An 18,410-nucleotide genomic window follows, 5' to 3' on the forward strand; every position below is an offset into this window, starting at 1 on the left:
GTCAAATTTACCGCGGTCATTCGCGATCCCGCATCGACGCGCTGCGCGGATCGCTCATCGATGTCCGTGCTGCTTGAGAAAACTCATCAGGGCGGCAAACGCCGGTGGCACGCCTGGATCGGCGGCCTCGAGTTCGAGCTTGCCGTCATCCACGGCGATGCTGATCCGATAGCTCCGCGCATCCGGCACCGGCTTCTTCGCGCTCGGTCGAGCCGTGCCGCCCTCCGCGCGCGCAGCCGAAACCAGTTTGGCGAACTCGGCGCTCTCGTCGGGCGACAAACCCGCCGCTTGCACGACGATCGGCCGCGCAAGCCCCGGAAAAAACCCCACCCCGCCTTCGATGAACAATTCCGCCTGCATCACAGGACACCAACCTGATGCCACGCCTGAGTGACCGCCTTCGATTCCGCGCTGTTCGTGCCGAACAGCCGATTGGCGTTCGACACGGTGAGACGCGCGAAACTCTTGAAGCCCGTCGTCGCCTTGATGTGCGAATCGTTCAGCGTCTCATACCAGATGCGCCCCGCCTTTTCCCATGCGTTACCGCCGATATCGAGCGCCGCAAGACAGAACGCGCGATTCGGAATGCCGGAATTGATGTGAACGCCGCCGTTGTCCTGCGTCGTCTGAACATAACCGCTCATGGTCGATGGCTGCGGATCCTTGCCCAGCACGGGGTCGTCGTACGCCGTACCCGGTTCTTTCATGGAGCGCAATGCGACGCCCTTAACGCCCTTCGCAAGCAGCCCCGCTCCGATCAGCCAGTCGGCCTTATCGGCCGTCTGCTTCAGCGTGTATTGCTTGATCAGCGAGCCGAACACATCGGAGACGGATTCGTTGAGCGCGCCGGCCTGCCCCGAGTACGCGAGTTCGGCCGTGTGCTCCGTCACGCCGTGCGTTAGTTCATGGCCGATCACATCGAGCGAGATGGTGAAGCGATTGAAGAGCTCGCCGTCGCCGTCCCCGAAGACCATCTGCTGCGAATTCCAGAACGCGTTGTCGTACTTGTCGCCGAAATGCACCGTGCCGATGAGCGGCATGCCGGCATCATCGATCGAATTGCGCTGAAAGACCTCGAGATAGAACTCGAAGGTGTCGCCTAGGCCGTCGTATGCTTCGTCGACGCAAGGATCCTTTGTCTTCTTCGCGCCCTCCGCGCGCACGATGGTCCCCGGCAGTGTCTCCGTATTCTTCGCGGTATAGATGGTCCGGTGCACGACCGGCGCGACGGCGGGCATCTGCCCCGCGCGCCTGGGCTGGAGCGTCGCGGCCTGCACGGAGCGGAATTGCCGGAACGTATGGTCCGCCGACAGGGTATCGATGGCGAGCGAGCGTTGCTCGGCCGAGCCGTTTTTCGCGATCGCCGCGAGCATATGCGGTGGCAAGATGCAATAGATCGAATGAGCGCGCCCTGAGCGGGAACCGATGCACATGATTGCCTCCTGAACGTGAAAAGGAAGGTGGGAAACCACGCGCGGCGCTTTTCTACATGTTGCTAATGGGAAAATGAGTGAACCTGTCGATGAAGAAGTCACGTTCGCGCCAGATCATCATAGGTACTCCAGATAGTGCCGACACGTCAATCGTTCCGACTGATCCGCTAAATGTCCCGACGCGCGATCGGTCTGGACCACGAAAAGCTCCCGATATAATCAGCGTTGTCATTCAACCAGGACATCGCATGAAATCAGTCATCGCTCTGCTCGCCGCATCAACTATCGCATCGACCGCGTTCGCCGCCAACAGCATCGACAAGTTGCCGTCGGGCGTCGTCGTCGAGCATCTCAAGCAAGGCACCGGTCCGCAACCAACGGCCGACGACATCGTGCGCGTCAATTATCGCGGCACGCTCGCGAACGGCACCGAGTTCGACAACTCGGAAAAACACGGCGGACCTGCGACATTCCCGCTCGGCCGCGTGATTCCGTGCTGGACCCAGGGCGTGCAGAAGATGAAAGTCGGCGGCAAGGCCAAACTGACCTGCCCGGCAGCGACCGCTTACGGCGATCGCGGTGTCGGCGCCATCCCGCCGAACAGCGATCTCACGTTCGAGGTCGAACTGCTCGGCATCGGCAAGTAATCGAGCCTTAAAACGGCGGGACGCGCGACGCGATCAGGCGTCGCGCGTCTCGTCGCACGAACTGCGAGCGTCGATGTGTAGAATGGCCACGTCCCTAAGCGCAAGGCCCGCCGCATTCATTACGAATAGCTGATAAGAGAGCCAAATCGCAAGACAAATTTAAGGAGACGAACATGTGGTTTGTCGGCAAAAGCGAACTGCTCTCTCTGATCCAACATCATTGCCTCGATGAGGTGATGCCCGCCTTCAGCGACCATCGCACGCTTCGCAAGAACACCATCGTGTATCGCCCGGATGAGTCGAGCGAACACGTCTATTTGCTCAAGAGCGGCAGCGTGAGGCTGTTTCGGCTCACGGAAGACGGGCAGGAAATCACGCTCGCGTTCGTCAAGGCAGGCATGATCTTCGGCGACGGCGACGTGCTCAACCAGGCGAACTATTCGCATCACGCTCAGACGCTCGCGCCCAGCATGGTCTGCTATATCCGCAAGCGAGACTTCAAGGACCTGCTCGGGCGCTACGAGGTCATCAATGAATTCGTGTTACGAAATCACTATTTGCGCTGGCAGGAAGCGCAGCAGCTGATCGAAAACCTCTCGCTGCACGACGTCAGAAAGCGTCTGACGAACCTTCTCGTGATGTTCGCGGGACAGGTCGGCGCGCCCTGCGATTACCTCGAACAGGGCGATGCGATTCTGATCGACCTTCCGATCGCGCAGGACAAGCTCGCGGAATTCATCGGCACGTCGCGTGAGTCGGTGAACCGACATTTCAGCGATCTCAAGGCCGAAGGACTCGTCGACATGCGCGAGCGCAAGATCGTGCTCACGCCCGCATTCGTCACGCGTTTCCTCAACAAGGCTCAGCCGAGCGCGGCGCCGGCCCTCGCGTCGCTCTGAGCGAGCGCGCGCTTCACGGCGGCCACGCCGCTGTGCGGGCTCGACAGCACCGGCACCGGCAATGCGTCGAGCGTCGGCACGAGCCGCGCCATCGACACTTGCGCGAGCACGATCACATCGACATGATCGGCAAGCTCGACGATCGCGCGTCTGAGGATATCGTCGTGCTTCGCCCCGTCGCCGGCCAATAGCGCTTCGAACGCGCCCTCGGCGATGCATTCCGTCACGTCCACCTTGCGTTCGTGCTGCACGGCCTTCCTGCGAATCAGACGCGCCGTCGGCTCGAGCGTGGTCGACACCGTCGCCACGACACCGACACGCGCGCCGAGCGCGCAGGCCTGCTCCGCCATTGCTTCGTCCACCTTGATGATCGGCGTGCGAATCATGCCGCGCAGCACGTCCGTCGCTTCGCCCACCGACGAGCACGCATTGAGGATGAGGTCCGCGCCCATCGCCTGCGCGTTCGACATATAGCTGAAAAGGCGCGCCGTCACTTCGGGCGTCAGGCGGCCGGCGGCCCGCACATCGGCGAGCAGGCTGTCGTCGACGATATTGACGACGCGCGCATCCGGCAACTGCTGCGCGAATTGCGCCTTCAAAGGCTCGACGGTCACTGGTCCGGTGTGCACTACGGCGATCATGGTCATAAATAATCCGTGTTTGTTCGTGGATGATCAGGCGGTGGCGAGCGCCATCACCTTTTCCTGCGATGCTTCGGCGCGACTCAGTTCGCCGCTGATGCGGCCTTCGCGCACGGTCAGGATGCGGTCGCTCAGCGCAAGCACTTCGAGCAGATCAGATGAAATGACGATCACGCCGATGCCCTGCGCCGCGAGCCGTGCGATGAGCGCATGCACCTCCGCCTTCGCGCCGACATCGATGCCGCGCGTGGGCTCATCGACGATCAGGACTTTCGGATTGCGCGCCACCCATTTCGCGATGACGATCTTCTGTTGATTGCCGCCGCTCAGGTTCACGACTTTCTGCTCGACACCCGGCGTCTTGATGCCGAGCATGCGTACGTACTGCTGGCAGCTTTCGCGTTCGCGCGCGTATTGCACGAACTGAAACGGCGAATAGCGTCGCAGATGCGTGAGGCTGAAGTTCTCGCGCACGCTCATGCCGAGCACGAGGCCTTGCGCCTTGCGATCCTCGGTGACGAAGCCGATGCCCGCGCGAATCGCATCGTGCGGATTGCGAATCCTGACCGGCGCGCCGTCGATCGAAACCGATCCGGTCGATGCGCGCATGCCGAAGATCATTTCCATGATCTCGGTGCGCCCGGAACCGACGAGGCCCGCGATACCCAGCACTTCGCCGCGATGCAGAGTGAAGCCGATATCGCGGATCCGCGCCTCCGCCTTTTTCACCGGCCTGAGCGAAAGGCCGCGCACTTCGAGCACGGGCGTGCCGCTCGCATGCGATTGCGGCTCGCCGTAGAGTTCGCTGAGTTCGCGATCCACCATCTGCCGCACCAGAGTTTCGCGCGTCACTTGCGCAATCGGCGCAGTGCTTACCGTGCGGCCATCGCGCAAGACCGTCACGCGATCCGCGAGATCGAAGATCTCTTCGAGACGATGTGAGATGTACACGACCGCGATGCCTCGTTCGCGCAGACGCTTCACGAGGCCGAGCAGCACGCTCGTCTCGTGATGACTCAGCGATGCGGTGGGCTCGTCCATGATGATCGCCTTCGACTGCGCGCTGAGCGCCTTGGCAATTTCGATCATCTGCTGCTGGCCGACGCTCAGTTCGCTCACGCGCGTGGCCGGATCGATGTCCATGTCGATCGTGCGCAACACGTCGCGCGCTTGCGCATACATGCGCGCGCGATCGATGAAGCCGAATCGCGTGCGCGGCTCCTTCGCCAGAAAGATGTTCTCGCCGACCGTCAGGTTCTCGACCACCGCGAGTTCCTGATAAATGATGTTCACGCCAAGCGCGCGCGCGTGATGGCTGTCGGCGAGCGCGACCTCGCGCCCTTCGATGCGGATCGTGCCGCTCGGATCGGGCGCGTACACGCCGGTCAGGATCTTCATCAGAGTACTTTTGCCCGCTCCGTTCTCCCCGGCGAGCGCGAGCACTTCACCGCGATGAATGTCGAGACTGACGCGCTCGAGCGCCTTCACGCCGGGAAATGTCTTCGAGATATCGCGCATCTCGAGAAAGGGCGTCATTTCGTGTAGCTGCCCATGTTGTCCTTCGTCACGACGGTCACGCCGGTGTCGATATCCTTCGACTTCGCCTCCGTGCCCTGAATCTGCGCGACGAGATGCTGAACCGCGAGCGAGCCCATCGTGACCGGGCGCTGGACCATGATCCCCTGTATGTAACCTTCCTTCAGGCCTTTGAGCGTATCGGGCAAGTCGTCGAACGCCAGCACTTCGAGCTTGCCCTTCATCGCGCCGAATTCCTTCGTGTTGAGCACCTTCGCCACCGCCGGGCCGCCGACCTGACTCACGCCGAAGATGCCGCTGAGATTCGGATGCGCGCGCAAAGTCGTCTCGACGACGGACACGCCGCGCGCGAGGTCGTCGTCCGTGCCCTGGGTCTCGACGATCCGGATGCCCGGATACTTAGCGAGGCCACGCTTGATGCCCGAGATGCGCTCGTTCAGGTTCACCGCGCCGAGCTGGCCAGTGATGATCGCGACTTCGCCCTTGCCGTTCAACGCACGGCCCATCGTGTCGGCCATCGTCTCGCCGGCCTGCACGTTGTTCGTGCCGATGTACATCGAGCGGCCGCTATTGGGAGAATCGGAGTCGTAGGTCAGCACTTTCACGCCGCTCTTCTCCGCGCGCTTCATCACGCTTTCGACCGACTTCGGCTCGTTCACCGAGATCGCGATGCCGTCCACATGTCGCGAAATCAGGTCTTCGATGATCTGCACTTGCGTCGAACCTTGCGTGTTCTGCGGCACCACCCATTGGTACTTGACGCCGGCCTTGTCGGCGGCGGTCTGGGCGCCCTTGTTGCAGTCATCGAAAAACGGCACCGCGACCTTGGGTATCACGGCGACCGAGATGTCCTTCGCGTCCTTCGCGTGCGCGATGCCGGCACACGCGGCCGACAATGCGAGCAGCGCGCTCGCGACGATTGTTGGCGTGGGTTTCATGCTTCGTCTCCTTTGATTGTTTTCGACCTACACTGCTTCAGCGACCCTTGCGACGCACGCGCCAGATGTCGATGCTCACGGCGATCAGGATCACGCAGCCGGTAATCGCCTGCTGCGCATAGGTATCGATGTTCAGCAGCACCACGCCATTGGTGATGATGCCCGCGAGCGCCGCGCCGATGATCGCGCCCTCCACGCTGCCCGCGCCACCCGATAGGCTCGCCCCACCGATTGCCGCCGCCGCGATCACGTCCAGCTCCGCGCCGAAGCCCGAAGCGGGTTCGGCCGATACGAAGCGCGAGAACGCGATCACGCCCGCCATCGACGCGATGAATCCCGACAGCACGTACACCGTGAATTTCACGCGCGCCGTCCGCACGCCCGAGAGGCGCGCAGCGACTTCGTTGCCGCCCGTCGCGTAGACGTGACGACCGAAACGCGTCTGACGCATGACGATGGAGAAAATCACGGTCATCGCGAGCAGGATGACCACCGGAAACGGCACGAAGCCGACATAGCCCTGACCGATGAAGGTGAAGGCATCGGGCACATCGGGCGTGACCGGTACGCCCTTGGTGATGATGTACATGAGCCCGCGTCCGATGGAGAGCGTGCCCAGCGTCGCAATGAAAGGGGGCAACTGGATCCACGTGATCATGACGCCGTTGAACGCGCCCACGACGAGCCCGACGGCGAGCCCGCACAGCACTGCGGCGAACGCGCCCAAGCCATGCTGGAACGCGAGCGCGGTAATCAGCGACGACAGGCCCATCACCGAGCCGACCGACAGATCGATACCGCCCGTGATGATGACGAGCATCATGCCGATCGACATCAGCGCGACGAGCGAGAACGAGCGGAACACGCCCATCAGGTTGTTGGTGGTGAGGAAGTACGGCGAGAATAGGCTGATGAGCAAACCGACGAGCAGCAGCACCGACAGCACATTCAGTTCGCGGATGCGCAGACAGGCGTGCAACACGTCCACGGCGCGGGAGTGCTGCGCGGGTTCCTTCTTCGACGATATTGCGCTCACCGATGTCCTCCTGTTCAGGATGGCATTGATCTTATGAGCGCACGGGCGGCGAAATCTGTGACGCGCGTCATAGTCGCGCATCGGGGTGAACCCGAATCGATACGCACGCGTGGCTATGACGCGCGTCACAGATTTCGCGCGCCGAACGGCCCTACGATGGTTTCCGTCTGAAGCGGACTACATCAAAAGGAGCCACAGCATGACGAAGCGAGTGATTGTGACCGGCGGCAGCGGACTGGCCGGGAAATGGGTCGTCGAGGATCTGGTCGCGCACGGCTACGAGGTGCTCAACGTCGACCGCGTGCCGATGGCCAAAGCCACCGCGCGCACGCTCATCACCGACATCACCGACGCGGGTCAGGTGTTCAACGCGCTCGCGTCGAGTACCACGTCTAAGGAATTCGACGACGACATCGAGCCGAAGCCGATCGACGCCATCGTGCATTTCGCGGCGATTCCGCGCATTCTCGTCACGACGGATAACGAGGTTTTCCGCATCAACGTGATGGGCACGTACAACATCCTCGATGCGGCCTCGAAGCTCGGCATCAGAAAGGTGATCCTGGCGTCGAGCGAAACGACGTACGGCGTCGTGTTCGCGCACCGGCATCGCGACCCGCAGTATTTTCCGCTCGACGAGGAGTATCCCGTCGATCCGATGGACAGTTACGCGACATCGAAAGTCATCAACGAGGTGACGGCCAAGGCGTTTCACGCGCGCACGGGCGCGGATATCTACTGTTTTCGCATCGGCAACGTGCTCGACCCGGTCGATTATCAGAAGTTTCCGGTCTGGCTGAAGGATCCGGCGCTGAGAAAGCGCATCGCGTGGAGCTACATCGACGGCCGCGATCTGGCGACGGCTTGCCGGCTTGCGATCGAAAAGGACGGCCTGGGCTTTCAGGTGATGAACGTCGCCGCCGATGATGTGTCGTCCGATCAGCCGACGGCCGCGCTGCTCGAGCGTTTCTATCCTGGCGTGCCGGTGAAGAAGCAACTGGGAGAGTTCGAAACGCTGCTGAGCAACGAGAAGCTCAAACGTCTGCTGGGATGGCGGCAGGCTTACCGGTGGCGCGAACAGGTCGCAAAATAATCCGTGCGCGTTTATTGCAGGTTGGTCTCTCTCGTCGGCACGGTGGAAAATGGCGTCATCGGAGCGCAGCGCCCGCTGCGCTCGTTGCCGGGCTGGCGAACGAGAGACATATATGAAGAACTCAGGGAAAATCTGGCCGATCTGGTCCGCGTTGATGATCTCGCTCGCCGGCTGTGCGGCAGGCGGCACTTCGGCGGACGGCAGGCATCTGAGCGAGACGCAATGCGGCGACCTCACCGCGCTGAAAAACAACGCTCCGCCCACACGCGAGCGCAACCTGAGTGAATTGGCGGCGCTGAGGGCGGCCGGGTATGACCCGTCGAGGTTCTATGACCCGTACTATCCGGATGATCTGCAGGCGGCGCAACGTCAGGTCGATCGGTGGTATCAGGCGGAATGTCGGGCAGTGCGGTCGGAGTGACGGGCGTGGGGGTGCGTCGATTTATTACGTAATCCTCATTTGTTGGGCGTTGTATTTGGATGATTTTCAATCGTTCGGTGCGGTTTGGCGCTGCGTGATAAAGAGCGACGCGCGTTCGTGGACGCGCCCATTTGCCGCGCCCTCTTTACTTCCGCGGACTTCTAATGCGCGACGTTGTGCCGGTGGGTGCGCTCCAGCAATTCCACTTCTGGCCCGCTAGTTCCCGTGTGTAGCTCGACTCCGCTCACGTGGCCGCTAGTTCAAGTGCGCCTGACCTCAACATTCCGCGAGTCGAAGAATCGTATCGAATGCTACAGAAGGCGTTCAACTTGTTACGCCCACGGCAATTCGACGCTCGTGGGAGCATTTTGAAGCACTAGGTCAGGCTTGCTCGGCGCCGCGCACCGATTTTCCGTGAAACATCCGGTCGAAATGGAGGTAACACGCGGCTGAAAGCCTTTCTAGTAGAGCCTCTGAGCTATCGACGCCAATTGCGCTGATTGTTTCACGGCAAGGTACCGGCCATGGCGTAGCACGCATCGTCTCGCCCGACTCCTTTCGCCGCCGACGCGCCTGCGATGGTCTCCAAACCAACTGTGAGGTTGCAACGCTGTTCGTCGATTCTGTGAGCACCGCAGTGCCGTCGCGGACGATAAAGGCGAACGTGCCGAATCTAGAGTGGGCAGCGTTTCGCTCCGTTTCCGTGGTCTCTTGCTGTATGCGGCATTGTTGCGGCAAGCCATTTTCCTTCGCGCCATTTTCAATTGGTGGAGTTTCGAGCGCATCACGCTGCGGATCAGCAACTTCGCTCTCTCTCGGGTCAGGCTAGTGAGACAGCGCTATGAGGAACCTCCGCCAACAGACCTGCCTGGCGTGGAAAGCCGGTCACAATCAATGCGATGTTGAGATTTAGGCGTGGACAAGCTTTAGCTGTGGCGGAATGCAAGCGCTCGCAGATAAGGCGGCGTTTCGGGTGCATCGACAACTGCGGAGAGGGAAGCGAATTCGGGTCGCAGCGATCGGACGGCGTGTAGTTGTGCCAGTGCGGCCTTTTGCTTCTCTTCTACAACCTCGGTTCATCCCGTGCGCCGCTTGGCGGTCAAGAATAAACCAGGACGGGTTCTCAGGCATTTCGGCGGTGTGTCGAACATCCTAGGCACACAACGCGAACGGGCAACTTGGCCGTTTCGCTCTGGATCGGACCATCGTATGAATGAGTGCGTGGCCTGGGAATTGGAGGCGCGGGAATGGTGTCCCAAGTCGGGACACTTTCACTAAGTCCGCCGCGCCGCGCGCGCGTAAGAATCGGTGGCCAATAGTTAGCGCTTTTGACCGTGGCAGGCTAGGAACATCGTTCGAATTCGTTATTGGATCCCGCCCTGCCAACTGCACCTCCGAGTGTCCCAAGTCGGGACACTCTTGACGCCGCTATCGTCCGAATCACCCGTTGAAATCTGCCCGCCGTCAGTGTCCCAGGTCGGGACACCCCACTCGACTGCGCGCTCAACACGCGCGCCGACGATCAGCCATTGTCGGCAAACAACTGTGTAAACAACTCGCGAATTCGCTTCTCGTTTTCTGCAGTCAGCACGCCCGCCTTGATTTTCACGGTCAGCCCCGCCGAATCCTTCGTAATCGATCCCGCCTGTGATCCGCCGGAAAAAATCTTGTCGATGCTTCGATCGCTCACGCTCACGACAGGCTTGCCGGCATCATCCAAAGCCTGCTTGATCGCCTTGCCTAATTTCGACTGATCCAGATCGCCGGCTACAACTTTCGCCCAGAGGCCCTTGGCAACCTCACGCGCCGCGCCATCCCTTCCACGAAGAACCGACACCACGCCCTCCGCGGCCGTCGCGCCGAGCAAACGGGGTTGCACATCCAGATCCTGAACCACAAATTCGGGCAACTCCCCGAACGACAGATATCGATAAAGCTCCGATCGCGAAATCCCCAAAGCCTCGGCCATGCGCTTTCGGTTCGGAAATTCCTTTTCGGTCCGCCGAATCGAACGCGAAATCTCGTAGTCGCACAAATCTTCCCGCGCCACATTTTCCACGAGCGCCAGCATCGCCATCTCTTCATCAGAAAGTTCGACCACCAAAACCTTGATCGTCTCTTTCCCGATCATCTTGTGCGCGCGCCAACGCCGCTCGCCCGCTACGATCTGATATCCCGCTCCCACGCGACGCACAACGATTGGCTGAACCAGACCCGCCTCGCGAATCGACTCTGCGAGTTGCGCAAGCTTCGCGTCGTTGAAAACCTGCCGAGGCTGCCAAGGATTCGGAACGATCTCGGAAACAGACGCCTCCGACGAAGAACCGGCCTTCTCGAGATGCACGATGCGCTGCTGCGCAGCCGCCAATGCTGCCGCCATCCCTGGCGCGGTGCGCGGACTCGCGGACTTTTCCTGTTGTGGATCGAGCTGGATGTCCTTTGCCGCCCGAACTTCGGCGGTCTTGCTCATCATGCGATCACGAAGGCTGCTCATTGTCCGGCCCTCCATTGGGCGACATATTGGTCATCGATCCACTTGCAGTAATCCACCATCGGCTGCTTTACTCGCGCCAAAGTTTTCGCCACCGTCTCCGCACGCGATAAATCGAACACCGTCGAGAATGCCAACGCTCCGTTACTCATCACGGAACTCGCCGGAATCTCGGTCGTGTGCAACCAGTCTCCATAAGCGCGTTGCGACCAGGACCGCACGACCGGTGCCGACGATGTCGTCCCGTAATCCACCCTGGAAAGGAGCACCGAAATGAAGTCGTACGTTTTGTCGACTTCGTGCTGGACGAAACCATTCGCGACTTCCGCGAACAGCGACCAGAACGACACGGAAGAAATAAAGTCGAGGCTCTCGGGCACGAGCGGCATCACCATCGAATCGGCTGCCATCAGCCCGTTGAGCGTCATATAAGAAAGCGACGGCGCTGTATCGAGAATGATGTAGTCGTACTGCGCACGCAGCGGCTCGATGCCCTTGCGCAGCACAGACCAGAATTCGAAATTGGCGTGCGTCTTCTGCGCGGTAGGAAGATGAAACTCGGCATCGTGCAAATAGTTATGTGCCGGAATGACGTCGAGACCGTCCCAGTACGTAGTCTGCACCTTCGAGGAAAGGCCGCCTTCGATCTCCGGATCGTAGATGAAGGGCAGGACGGTGTCCTCCCAGGTCACATCCTTTTCCGCATACAGACCACATAGTTCCGACAGCGATGCTTGTGGATCGAGGTCGATCATGAGAACCTTGCGGCCACGCAGACTCAGTCCCTGACCGATACACATCGATGTCGTCGTCTTGCACGAGCCGCCCTTGAAGTTCGCCGTGATCAGCACGCGTCCCCGGTGCTCACGTGTCCCCGTGACGAGCGGCGTCTGATAGATATCCGATACCTGTTGCACCCAGGCACGGGCATCCTTCAAGGAAAATATGCGCGCGCGACCGGTGCCGTGCGTTTCGCCCGGCGGCAAATCGCTGCCTTCCTTGGTGGCCAGATAGTTGATTTTCTGACGGTCGATCCCGCACATCTCCGATAGTTCGCCTATCGTAAAGAGGGGCGCGGTCTTTCGCGGTCTAGGTGCGAGGATTTGGTCTCGCAGTTCATTTGTCATCACCGACAAACGTTCGGCGAACTCTCCCAGATTGGAGAGTTTCACCCTTCGATTAATCTCTGGCAGTTCGCTCAAATTCATTCTGATGCTTCCTGTAATGTCGACGGTGAGGCGTTTTATCCACGCTCGCCGCTCTTTCTACGGTTTTGGTTCAACTCGGTGTCGAACCGTAGAATACGCGTGGGCGCGACGGAAAGCCATGGCTATCAGACCAAAATTTGCGTAATGCGGGTCGACGGGCGAAAACTGCTTATTTATCTAAGGCTTGCAAGATGTGCTTTGAGCGGTTTCGACAGGCCTTTCGCAGACTCGATGCCTGATGTGTGCGATGCAGCACGCGCACTGGCGTCGGACCAACACAAAAGACCTCACCGTTGGTGCGCTTCGGGACGCGAAAATTAGCCGTGCTCTGCGGCGATCACAATTCACCTCACCAAACAACGCGGATCCGCGAACCAGAACAGCCCGCTCTTACGCCACGGTCAGTTTCCCGCTTTAAAGCATCACGCGACGCCGAGTTTGCGAGCGGGTTTGTTCGTTTACTTAAAGAATAAGACTCACCACCACTAACAGCACCAGTACAACAATCGTAAAATCAGTCACTTAACGACGGAAGGTGAGGCATATTGTGCCCAAGGTGCTGTTGATTGAGCGTCAAGGTGATCCGTTTACCACGCAGAAGTGAGAGGTATTGGCGTCGCCGGTGAGATGTTTACGCCTCAGCGGTGAGGGAATTTGTGATGTCCCGTTGACCAAAGTGAGGTTTCCTGTGTCACGGCCTCGAGAAGGTGAGGTGATGTGTGTTGACAGCTCACCTTGTGCCCGGTACCGTACCGCTCGATAACACGAACTGCGGCGCCGAATCGGGAGAAGGAATGACGACAGGAGGGCAGGTAGCCACGTCCAGACAACTGGCGCTGGCGCTATTCGACGATGCAAACGCGGAAGGCTTGCCCGTCGATTCTGCTCGCACGGACATCGGATTTTCGCGAAAGAACGTTCTGATCCGTATCGTCGATCTCGGCGTGGCGGCTCGACGCCTCATCGACGCGGCGTACTTCATCGTCGCGCAGGAGGAAAAGATACACGACCTGTATGACGTCGAGCTCGATTACTTCAAGTGGCTCATGCGCTACTCGAGCCGGAACAACGCGCACCTCGAACAGGTGATTACCGAGGCGCAGCGGGCGCTGATTCAGGCCACGGCCGAAGCCGATGTCGACGGCTCCAAACCGTTCGGGTCGGTTCAGCTGATCGGCCGTATCTCGTACGTGGGAGGCCGGTTTCAGTTCCGTGTGCCTCCGGATTTGATCGGCATCATCCGCGGCCCCGGCAAGTCTCACTGGCTGAGCCTTCGCATTACCTCTCTCTTCACGCTCAGCTATGCGCGCGTGATGTACGACCATCTTCTTCCCTACGCCGGCGACGGCATGACGGACTGGTTCACGCTCGACGAATTGCGGGCCTGGCAAGGCACGATGGGCGCGAAGGCGCAGGAGTTCAAGTATTTCAAGCGGGACTGGCTCGCGCCTGCTGTGGACCAGATCAACGACGTCTCCGATCTGTCGCTGTCGTACGAAACACGCAACGAACCGGGCTCCCGGAAGATCGGACGGATGCGCTTTCGCGTCGAGCGCAAGGAGATGGCCGAGCGCCTGCTCCATACACACGAGCACGCGCAGGCGCTCTATCAGACGTTGAAGCAGGAAATCGGCCTCTCCAGCGCCCAATTCAATCAGATCGCCTCCGACCGCGAAACCTACACCGATCAACGTCTCGAGCAGGCGGTCGAACGCACGCGCTTCAGCCTGAAGTTGGGCAAGGTGTCGAAGAGTCCCGCGGGCTTCTTCATGAAGGCCCTGAAGGAAGGATGGATCGTCTCCGATGCCGAGCGTCAGATGGTGCAGATCCAGGAAGACCTGGCGCTGACCGATCGACGAGAAACCGAGGCGAAACAGCAGTCCGAAACGCGCTTCGCCTTGCAGGTGGCCGCGCAGGACGTCAATGCCCAGAACCGGATCGTCGACGAAGTTCGTCGTGGCTGGGAAGAATACGAAGCGGCAGTGCCACGACAGCGCGACGACTGGCGACGCACCTACCGGACGAGCCCCGGCGGAAAACTGACACTGCGCAGGTTGGGCATCGATCCATCGGGCGAACTCGTCGAAGCCATGATCCAGAAGTATCCGGATCTGAGAGACGGTTTCTCCGGCTACGTCTTTCAAAAGACTCGATCCGCCAAGGGCCGGGGTCAATAAGGCAACCCCGGAAACGACGCGCAACTAACTGTCTAGTTCGACCCACGCCGTTATACAGACAGGCTGAAGACGTTTCCCTCAGGCCGTCACCCAGTTCGTGTGTGTCGTGAAGGCCGTCCCGAGTACGGCAGGCAGATAGGGATTGGGCATCGGCACGGGCCTGCCGGCTACCGAAACAAGTCCCAAGCGCTGCGCGACGGAAACATGCGCGCCGATATCCTGCGGAAACGCGAACGGACCACGCGGGCCGGATGGACGCAGCAAGAAGGGCGCTTGTTTCCAGGGCGAATGCGACTCGCCGAGGAAATCGGGCTTCAGCGACCACGGCTGCTGCTTGAGCCGCACGCCGATGGCCGGATCGGCCAGGCGATTCAGCATCCATTCACACGCGATATCGGAAAGGCCCGATTCGCCGCTCGGATAACCTCCTCCCACGTCCGCGTGAGCGCCCGCGAACAGCACCTGCCTGATGCCGTCGCGGCTGTCCCAGAGCGTCGGGGTGAAATCGCCACGTTGCTCATCGAGGCTGATCGCGTGGATGCCGAACTTCACCTTCGGACTGAGCGCCGTGTCGGCGAAGCGAAACAGATCGACGCTCGAGTCTTCATCGTCCAGATAGAGCGGGATGCCGAGCGCGCCGACCGTGTCCCATACGCCGATCGCCCGAATCTCATCGACGGGCACGGTGTCCTCCGGCTGCAGTCTCGTGAGCGCGAGCGCCGGCGTGAAATTGACGATCTTCTCGAGCAGACCCTTCAGACGACCGCCGGTATCGCGCGCCGGCGGCCGCGCCTCGCGATACTTCCGCCACGCAAGAATGCCCATCCGATAGGCAAGCGCCTTGTCCTCTACGTCGTAGCGGCTGGTATCGAGCAGGCCGACGTTCGCGATCATGCCGCCGAGCGCGCGCGCCGTGTACGCGCCGCGGCTAAACCCCGTCAGGATGATGCGATCGCCCGGCCTGTAGTTGCGCGACACGTACGTATAGCCGCGCACGATACGCGCGATGATCCCGTCGCCGAAAGCGCCGCCCACCAGCTTCGTGATGACATTGCGCGAATCGCCGACGCCGTGCAGATACTTGGCGACCTGTCCATCGGGGCCCGGCTCCGCGATCTCCTGTTCCGAGGCGAGGAGCGTCGAAGCGGGGTCCGGCTCACCGGACAGCAAAAGAAACGCTTTGAATACGTTGGTCGGGTCTGGAATGCCATCCTTGTCGTGGTCGGAGTTCGGACCGTTCCAGGTTCCGTCCGCGCAGAAAACGATGTTCTTGCTCATGATGGCCCGTCCTTTGCCTCGCACTCAATAAGTCTTAGCCTCTCGGCTGCAACTCAGCAAGCTGCGCGGCCCGCACGGGCGACGCTTTGGCCGAAACAGCCTATCCCGACTGGCCGTTCAGTCCCACGCGGGCGCAAGACCTTCCGGGCTCACTTCACGGCCATTGCGTTCGAGCTCCGCGATCTGCGCCATGTCTTCGGCGGTCAGTTTGAGCTGCTGCGAGAGCAGATTGCTCGCGAGGTTTTCGCGTTTCGTCGACGACGGAATCACCGCATAGCCAAGCCGCAGCGCCCAGGCGAGCGCCACTTGCGCGGGCGTCGCGTGATGCCGCTTCGCGATCTCGCCGATGACCGGGTCCTTCAGCACCTTGCCGTACGCGAGCGTCATATACGAGGTGACCTGAATGCCCTGTTCGCGCAGGAAATCGACGAGTTTGCGATTCTGCAGATACGGGCTCAGCTCGATCTGATTGGTCGCGATGTGCTCGCGGCCGACGACTTCGATCGCCTGCTTCGTCAATTCGATGTTGAAGTTGGAAATGCCGATCTGCCTCGTGAGACCCTGCGCCTTCGCTTCGGCGAGCGCGCTCATGAATTCGTCGAGTGGCACGCCGTTGTTCGGCGCGGGCCAGTGGATCAGCGTCAGATCGACTTCATCGACACGCAGCTTCGTGAGACTGTCTTTCAGGCTCGGCACGAGCTTGTTGCGCGCGTAGTTGTCGGTCCAGATTTTCGTCGTCAGAAAGATGTCGGAGCGGGGCACGCCCGACGCGGCGATCGCCGCGCCGACTTCGCCCTCGTTACCGTAAATTTGCGCGGTGTCGATGGCGCCATAACCGAGTTCGAGACCGTTGCGCACGGATTCCATGACGATCTGGTCTTTCAGGCGGAAAGTGCCGAGACCGAAAGCGGGAATCGGATTCATGGGATGCGTTCTCCGGTTGATGAATGGATGAACGCAGTATGCCGACTTTAATTTTGCGCAAAAACCGGTCTATAAATGAAAGACTCTTGAATAAAAATCAACGATGAAAGTCACTCTCGACGAGCTTCATACCTTCGCGACGGTAGTCGACACGGGTTCCATCACGGCCGCGGCCGAGCAACTGGATCAGACGGTGTCGGGCGCGAGCCGCACGCTCGGACGCCTCGAAGAAAAGCTGCAGACCACGTTATTGCGCAGGACCACGCGGCGTCTGGAACTGACGGAGGAGGGCAGGAGCTTTCTGCAGCACGCGCGCGAGATCATCGACGCGGTGGAAAGCGCGGAGGAACAGATCGCCGCGCGCCGCGAGCGGCCTTCGGGACTGTTGCGCGTCGATGCCGCGACGCCCTTCATGCTGCACGTGATCGTGCCGCTGGTCGCGGGTTATCGGGAGCGCTATCCGCACGTCGAGCTGGAGCTGAACAGCAACGAAGGCGTGATCGATCTGCTGGAGCGTCGCACCGATGTCGCGATCCGCATCGGCAGGCTGAAGGATTCGACGCTGCACAGCCGTTCGATCGGCAGCAGCCGCATTCGCGTGCTCGCCACGCCAAACTATCTTCAGGCGCACGGCCTTCCGAAGCGCGTGGACGAACTCGCGAATCACTCGCTGCTCGGCTTCACGCAGCCGGAGTCGCTCAATGTCTGGCCGCTGTCAGGCCCGGACAACGAGCCTTATCGGATCACGCCGAACATTGCGTCATCGAGCGGCGAGACCTTGCGGCATCTCGCGCTCGAAAGCGCGGGCATCGTGTGCCTGTCGGACTTCATGACCTTGCGCGATCGGCGCGAGGGCAGACTCGTGCAGATTCTCGCGCGTCACACGCAGGAAGTGCGGCAGCCGATCAACGCGGTCTACTATCGCAACACGGCGATCTCCGCGCGCATCGCGTCGTTCGTCGACTTTCTGGCGGACGCCGTGAAGACCACTGAGTTCGCGCTGACGGGACATCGCTGAAGCGTCAGCCAATACCCAGCACATTGGCGCCGATGCACGGATCGACCGCGCGCTCGAGCCGCTTCTGATGAATGACGAGCGTGAGTTCCATCGAGCCGGTGCCCACTTCGAGATTCAGCAGATGGCCGCCGTAGGCGTTGAAGTTGCTGTCGCCCGCAATGCCGTGAATATGGATCGACGGCTTGCCTTCCTTCCACGCGACCGAACCGGCGAGGCTGCCCATCTCGACATTGCGAAAGGTCTTCGCATCGAAGTCCTTCTTCGCCGCGTTCCAGAAGCCGAACGTCGGATGTCCGAAGCCGATGCCCGTCACCGACGCCGCCGGAATGTTCTCCGCCAGCGCGAACGTTGTCAGATGCTCGAAGACGTTGTCGCCCATGCGCAGCACCATGAAATAACCCGTCGGTGTCCTGATGTATCTGCGTTGCACGTCGGGGCCGCCAGCGGCGATCACGCCCGCTTCGCACTCCGCCGGCGACTGCGTTTGCGCCGACACGCCACCCGGAATGATGGATGTTGCGAGCGCCCCGGCCGACAGCGCCGCGATGTTCTTGAAGAAGTGCCTGCGCAGATAAGTCTCGTCCATGAAGCTGTCTCCGTTGATGTCGTTGCCGAGTCGATTCGGCTGCGGCGGAGTGTAGACAAGACGTTCACGACGGAATACTGAGAG

General features: G+C 60.7%; 17 protein-coding genes. 6 read left to right on the forward strand and 11 right to left on the reverse strand.

Translation table 11 applies throughout. The features are described from left to right. Nucleotides 1–54 precede the first annotated feature (54 nt). Both BTHE68_RS24130 and BTHE68_RS24135 read right to left on the reverse strand, forming a co-directional pair. Entirely contained in the window at nucleotides 55–348 is a 294-nt protein-coding gene (locus BTHE68_RS24130; protein WP_232078043.1) for a protealysin inhibitor emfourin, read from the reverse strand. An 11-nt stretch (nucleotides 349–359) separates the two neighbouring features. After that, nucleotides 360–1,433: a M4 family metallopeptidase gene (locus BTHE68_RS24135; protein ID WP_162068805.1), complete on the reverse strand. Its 1,074-nt coding sequence runs from the start codon at nucleotides 1,431–1,433 to the stop codon at nucleotides 360–362. Nucleotides 1,434–1,681: 248 nt separating this feature from the next. Here BTHE68_RS24135 and BTHE68_RS24140 point away from each other — a divergent pair, with 248 nt between their 5' ends. After that, nucleotides 1,682–2,080, forward strand: a complete 399-nt coding sequence (locus BTHE68_RS24140; RefSeq protein WP_162068806.1) for an FKBP-type peptidyl-prolyl cis-trans isomerase — start codon at nucleotides 1,682–1,684, stop codon at nucleotides 2,078–2,080. Nucleotides 2,081–2,253: 173 nt separating this feature from the next. Beyond that, nucleotides 2,254–2,979, forward strand: coding sequence for a Crp/Fnr family transcriptional regulator (locus tag BTHE68_RS24145; protein WP_162068807.1), 726 nt, complete (start codon nucleotides 2,254–2,256; stop codon nucleotides 2,977–2,979). On the opposite strand, the gene BTHE68_RS24150 is transcribed toward BTHE68_RS24145, so the two are convergent. Genes BTHE68_RS24150 through BTHE68_RS24165 form a run of 4 tightly spaced genes read right to left on the reverse strand, consistent with a single transcriptional unit; the run spans nucleotide 2,943 to nucleotide 7,130 of the window. Next, on the reverse strand, nucleotides 2,943–3,626 hold the full coding sequence (locus BTHE68_RS24150; RefSeq protein WP_162068808.1) for an aspartate/glutamate racemase family protein: 684 nt from the start codon (nucleotides 3,624–3,626) through the stop codon (nucleotides 2,943–2,945). The genes BTHE68_RS24145 and BTHE68_RS24150 overlap by 37 nt on opposite strands. Before the next feature lie 27 nt (nucleotides 3,627–3,653). After that, entirely contained in the window at nucleotides 3,654–5,156 is a 1,503-nt protein-coding gene (locus BTHE68_RS24155; protein WP_162068809.1) for a sugar ABC transporter ATP-binding protein, read from the reverse strand. Beyond that, entirely contained in the window at nucleotides 5,153–6,094 is a 942-nt protein-coding gene (locus BTHE68_RS24160) for a sugar-binding protein (protein ID WP_162068810.1), read from the reverse strand. Before BTHE68_RS24160 ends, BTHE68_RS24155 begins: the two co-directional genes overlap by 4 nt. Nucleotides 6,095–6,131: 37 nt before the next feature. Then, complete coding sequence (locus BTHE68_RS24165) at nucleotides 6,132–7,130, reverse strand: ABC transporter permease (protein WP_162068811.1); 999 nt, start codon at nucleotides 7,128–7,130, stop codon at nucleotides 6,132–6,134. 199 nt (nucleotides 7,131–7,329) lie between these two features. Here BTHE68_RS24165 and BTHE68_RS24170 point away from each other — a divergent pair, with 199 nt between their 5' ends. Continuing rightward, complete coding sequence (locus tag BTHE68_RS24170) at nucleotides 7,330–8,223, forward strand: NAD-dependent epimerase/dehydratase family protein (RefSeq protein ID WP_162068812.1); 894 nt, start codon at nucleotides 7,330–7,332, stop codon at nucleotides 8,221–8,223. Between the two features lie 112 nt (nucleotides 8,224–8,335). Then, entirely contained in the window at nucleotides 8,336–8,644 is a 309-nt protein-coding gene (locus tag BTHE68_RS24175) for a DUF4148 domain-containing protein (protein WP_162068813.1), read from the forward strand. 1,522 nt (nucleotides 8,645–10,166) lie between these two features. On the opposite strand, the gene BTHE68_RS24180 is transcribed toward BTHE68_RS24175, so the two are convergent. Both BTHE68_RS24180 and BTHE68_RS24185 read right to left on the reverse strand, forming a co-directional pair. Further along, entirely contained in the window at nucleotides 10,167–11,138 is a 972-nt protein-coding gene (locus BTHE68_RS24180; RefSeq protein ID WP_162068814.1) for a ParB/RepB/Spo0J family partition protein, read from the reverse strand. Next, nucleotides 11,135–12,343: a ParA family protein gene (locus BTHE68_RS24185; protein ID WP_162068815.1), complete on the reverse strand. Its 1,209-nt coding sequence runs from the start codon at nucleotides 12,341–12,343 to the stop codon at nucleotides 11,135–11,137. The genes BTHE68_RS24180 and BTHE68_RS24185 overlap by 4 nt, the downstream gene beginning before the upstream one ends. Nucleotides 12,344–13,137: 794 nt before the next feature. On the opposite strand from BTHE68_RS24185, the gene BTHE68_RS24190 reads away from it, so the two are divergent. Then, nucleotides 13,138–14,520: a replication initiation protein gene (locus BTHE68_RS24190; protein WP_162068816.1), complete on the forward strand. Its 1,383-nt coding sequence runs from the start codon at nucleotides 13,138–13,140 to the stop codon at nucleotides 14,518–14,520. A gap of 78 nt (nucleotides 14,521–14,598) precedes the next feature. On the opposite strand, the gene BTHE68_RS24195 is transcribed toward BTHE68_RS24190, so the two are convergent. Together BTHE68_RS24195 and dkgB are read right to left on the reverse strand one after the other, a co-directional pair. Continuing rightward, nucleotides 14,599–15,798, reverse strand: coding sequence for a T6SS phospholipase effector Tle1-like catalytic domain-containing protein (locus tag BTHE68_RS24195; RefSeq protein ID WP_162068817.1), 1,200 nt, complete (start codon nucleotides 15,796–15,798; stop codon nucleotides 14,599–14,601). 117 nt (nucleotides 15,799–15,915) lie between these two features. Next, on the reverse strand, nucleotides 15,916–16,722 hold the full coding sequence (dkgB, locus tag BTHE68_RS24200) for a 2,5-didehydrogluconate reductase DkgB (protein ID WP_162068818.1): 807 nt from the start codon (nucleotides 16,720–16,722) through the stop codon (nucleotides 15,916–15,918). 103 nt (nucleotides 16,723–16,825) lie between these two features. Here dkgB and BTHE68_RS24205 point away from each other — a divergent pair, with 103 nt between their 5' ends. Further along, nucleotides 16,826–17,740, forward strand: a complete 915-nt coding sequence (locus BTHE68_RS24205) for a LysR family transcriptional regulator (protein ID WP_162068819.1) — start codon at nucleotides 16,826–16,828, stop codon at nucleotides 17,738–17,740. Between the two features lie 4 nt (nucleotides 17,741–17,744). Here the strand turns inward: BTHE68_RS24205 and BTHE68_RS24210 are convergent, their stop codons facing one another. Then, the gene (locus tag BTHE68_RS24210) at nucleotides 17,745–18,326 is read right to left on the reverse strand and encodes a PPC domain-containing DNA-binding protein (protein WP_162068820.1); all 582 of its coding nucleotides are present in this window, start codon (nucleotides 18,324–18,326) and stop codon (nucleotides 17,745–17,747) included. Nucleotides 18,327–18,410: the final 84 nt, after the last annotated feature.

It is taken from the genome of Burkholderia sp. THE68, assembly GCF_009938265.1.
In the GTDB taxonomy this organism is placed as follows: Bacteria; Pseudomonadota; Gammaproteobacteria; order Burkholderiales; family Burkholderiaceae; genus Caballeronia.

Excerpts from the sequence above, each read along its gene's own strand:
- BTHE68_RS24135 (WP_162068805.1), bottom strand. The coding sequence starts at position 1,433 with ATGTGCATCGGTTCCCGCTCAGGGCGCGCTCATTCGATCTATTGCATC.
- BTHE68_RS24140 (WP_162068806.1), top strand. The coding sequence starts at position 1,682 with ATGAAATCAGTCATCGCTCTGCTCGCCGCATCAACTATCGCATCGACC.
- BTHE68_RS24145 (WP_162068807.1), top strand. The coding sequence starts at position 2,254 with ATGTGGTTTGTCGGCAAAAGCGAACTGCTCTCTCTGATCCAACATCAT.
- BTHE68_RS24150 (WP_162068808.1), bottom strand. The coding sequence starts at position 3,626 with ATGACCATGATCGCCGTAGTGCACACCGGACCAGTGACCGTCGAGCCT.
- BTHE68_RS24155 (WP_162068809.1), bottom strand. The coding sequence starts at position 5,156 with ATGACGCCCTTTCTCGAGATGCGCGATATCTCGAAGACATTTCCCGGC.
- BTHE68_RS24160 (WP_162068810.1), bottom strand. The coding sequence starts at position 6,094 with ATGAAACCCACGCCAACAATCGTCGCGAGCGCGCTGCTCGCATTGTCG.
- BTHE68_RS24170 (WP_162068812.1), top strand. The coding sequence starts at position 7,330 with ATGACGAAGCGAGTGATTGTGACCGGCGGCAGCGGACTGGCCGGGAAA.
- BTHE68_RS24175 (WP_162068813.1), top strand. The coding sequence starts at position 8,336 with ATGAAGAACTCAGGGAAAATCTGGCCGATCTGGTCCGCGTTGATGATC.
- BTHE68_RS24180 (WP_162068814.1), bottom strand. The coding sequence starts at position 11,138 with ATGAGCAGCCTTCGTGATCGCATGATGAGCAAGACCGCCGAAGTTCGG.
- BTHE68_RS24185 (WP_162068815.1), bottom strand. The coding sequence starts at position 12,343 with ATGAATTTGAGCGAACTGCCAGAGATTAATCGAAGGGTGAAACTCTCC.
- BTHE68_RS24190 (WP_162068816.1), top strand. The coding sequence starts at position 13,138 with ATGACGACAGGAGGGCAGGTAGCCACGTCCAGACAACTGGCGCTGGCG.
- BTHE68_RS24195 (WP_162068817.1), bottom strand. The coding sequence starts at position 15,798 with ATGAGCAAGAACATCGTTTTCTGCGCGGACGGAACCTGGAACGGTCCG.
- dkgB (WP_162068818.1), bottom strand. The coding sequence starts at position 16,722 with ATGAATCCGATTCCCGCTTTCGGTCTCGGCACTTTCCGCCTGAAAGAC.
- BTHE68_RS24205 (WP_162068819.1), top strand. The coding sequence starts at position 16,826 with ATGAAAGTCACTCTCGACGAGCTTCATACCTTCGCGACGGTAGTCGAC.
- BTHE68_RS24210 (WP_162068820.1), bottom strand. The coding sequence starts at position 18,326 with ATGGACGAGACTTATCTGCGCAGGCACTTCTTCAAGAACATCGCGGCG.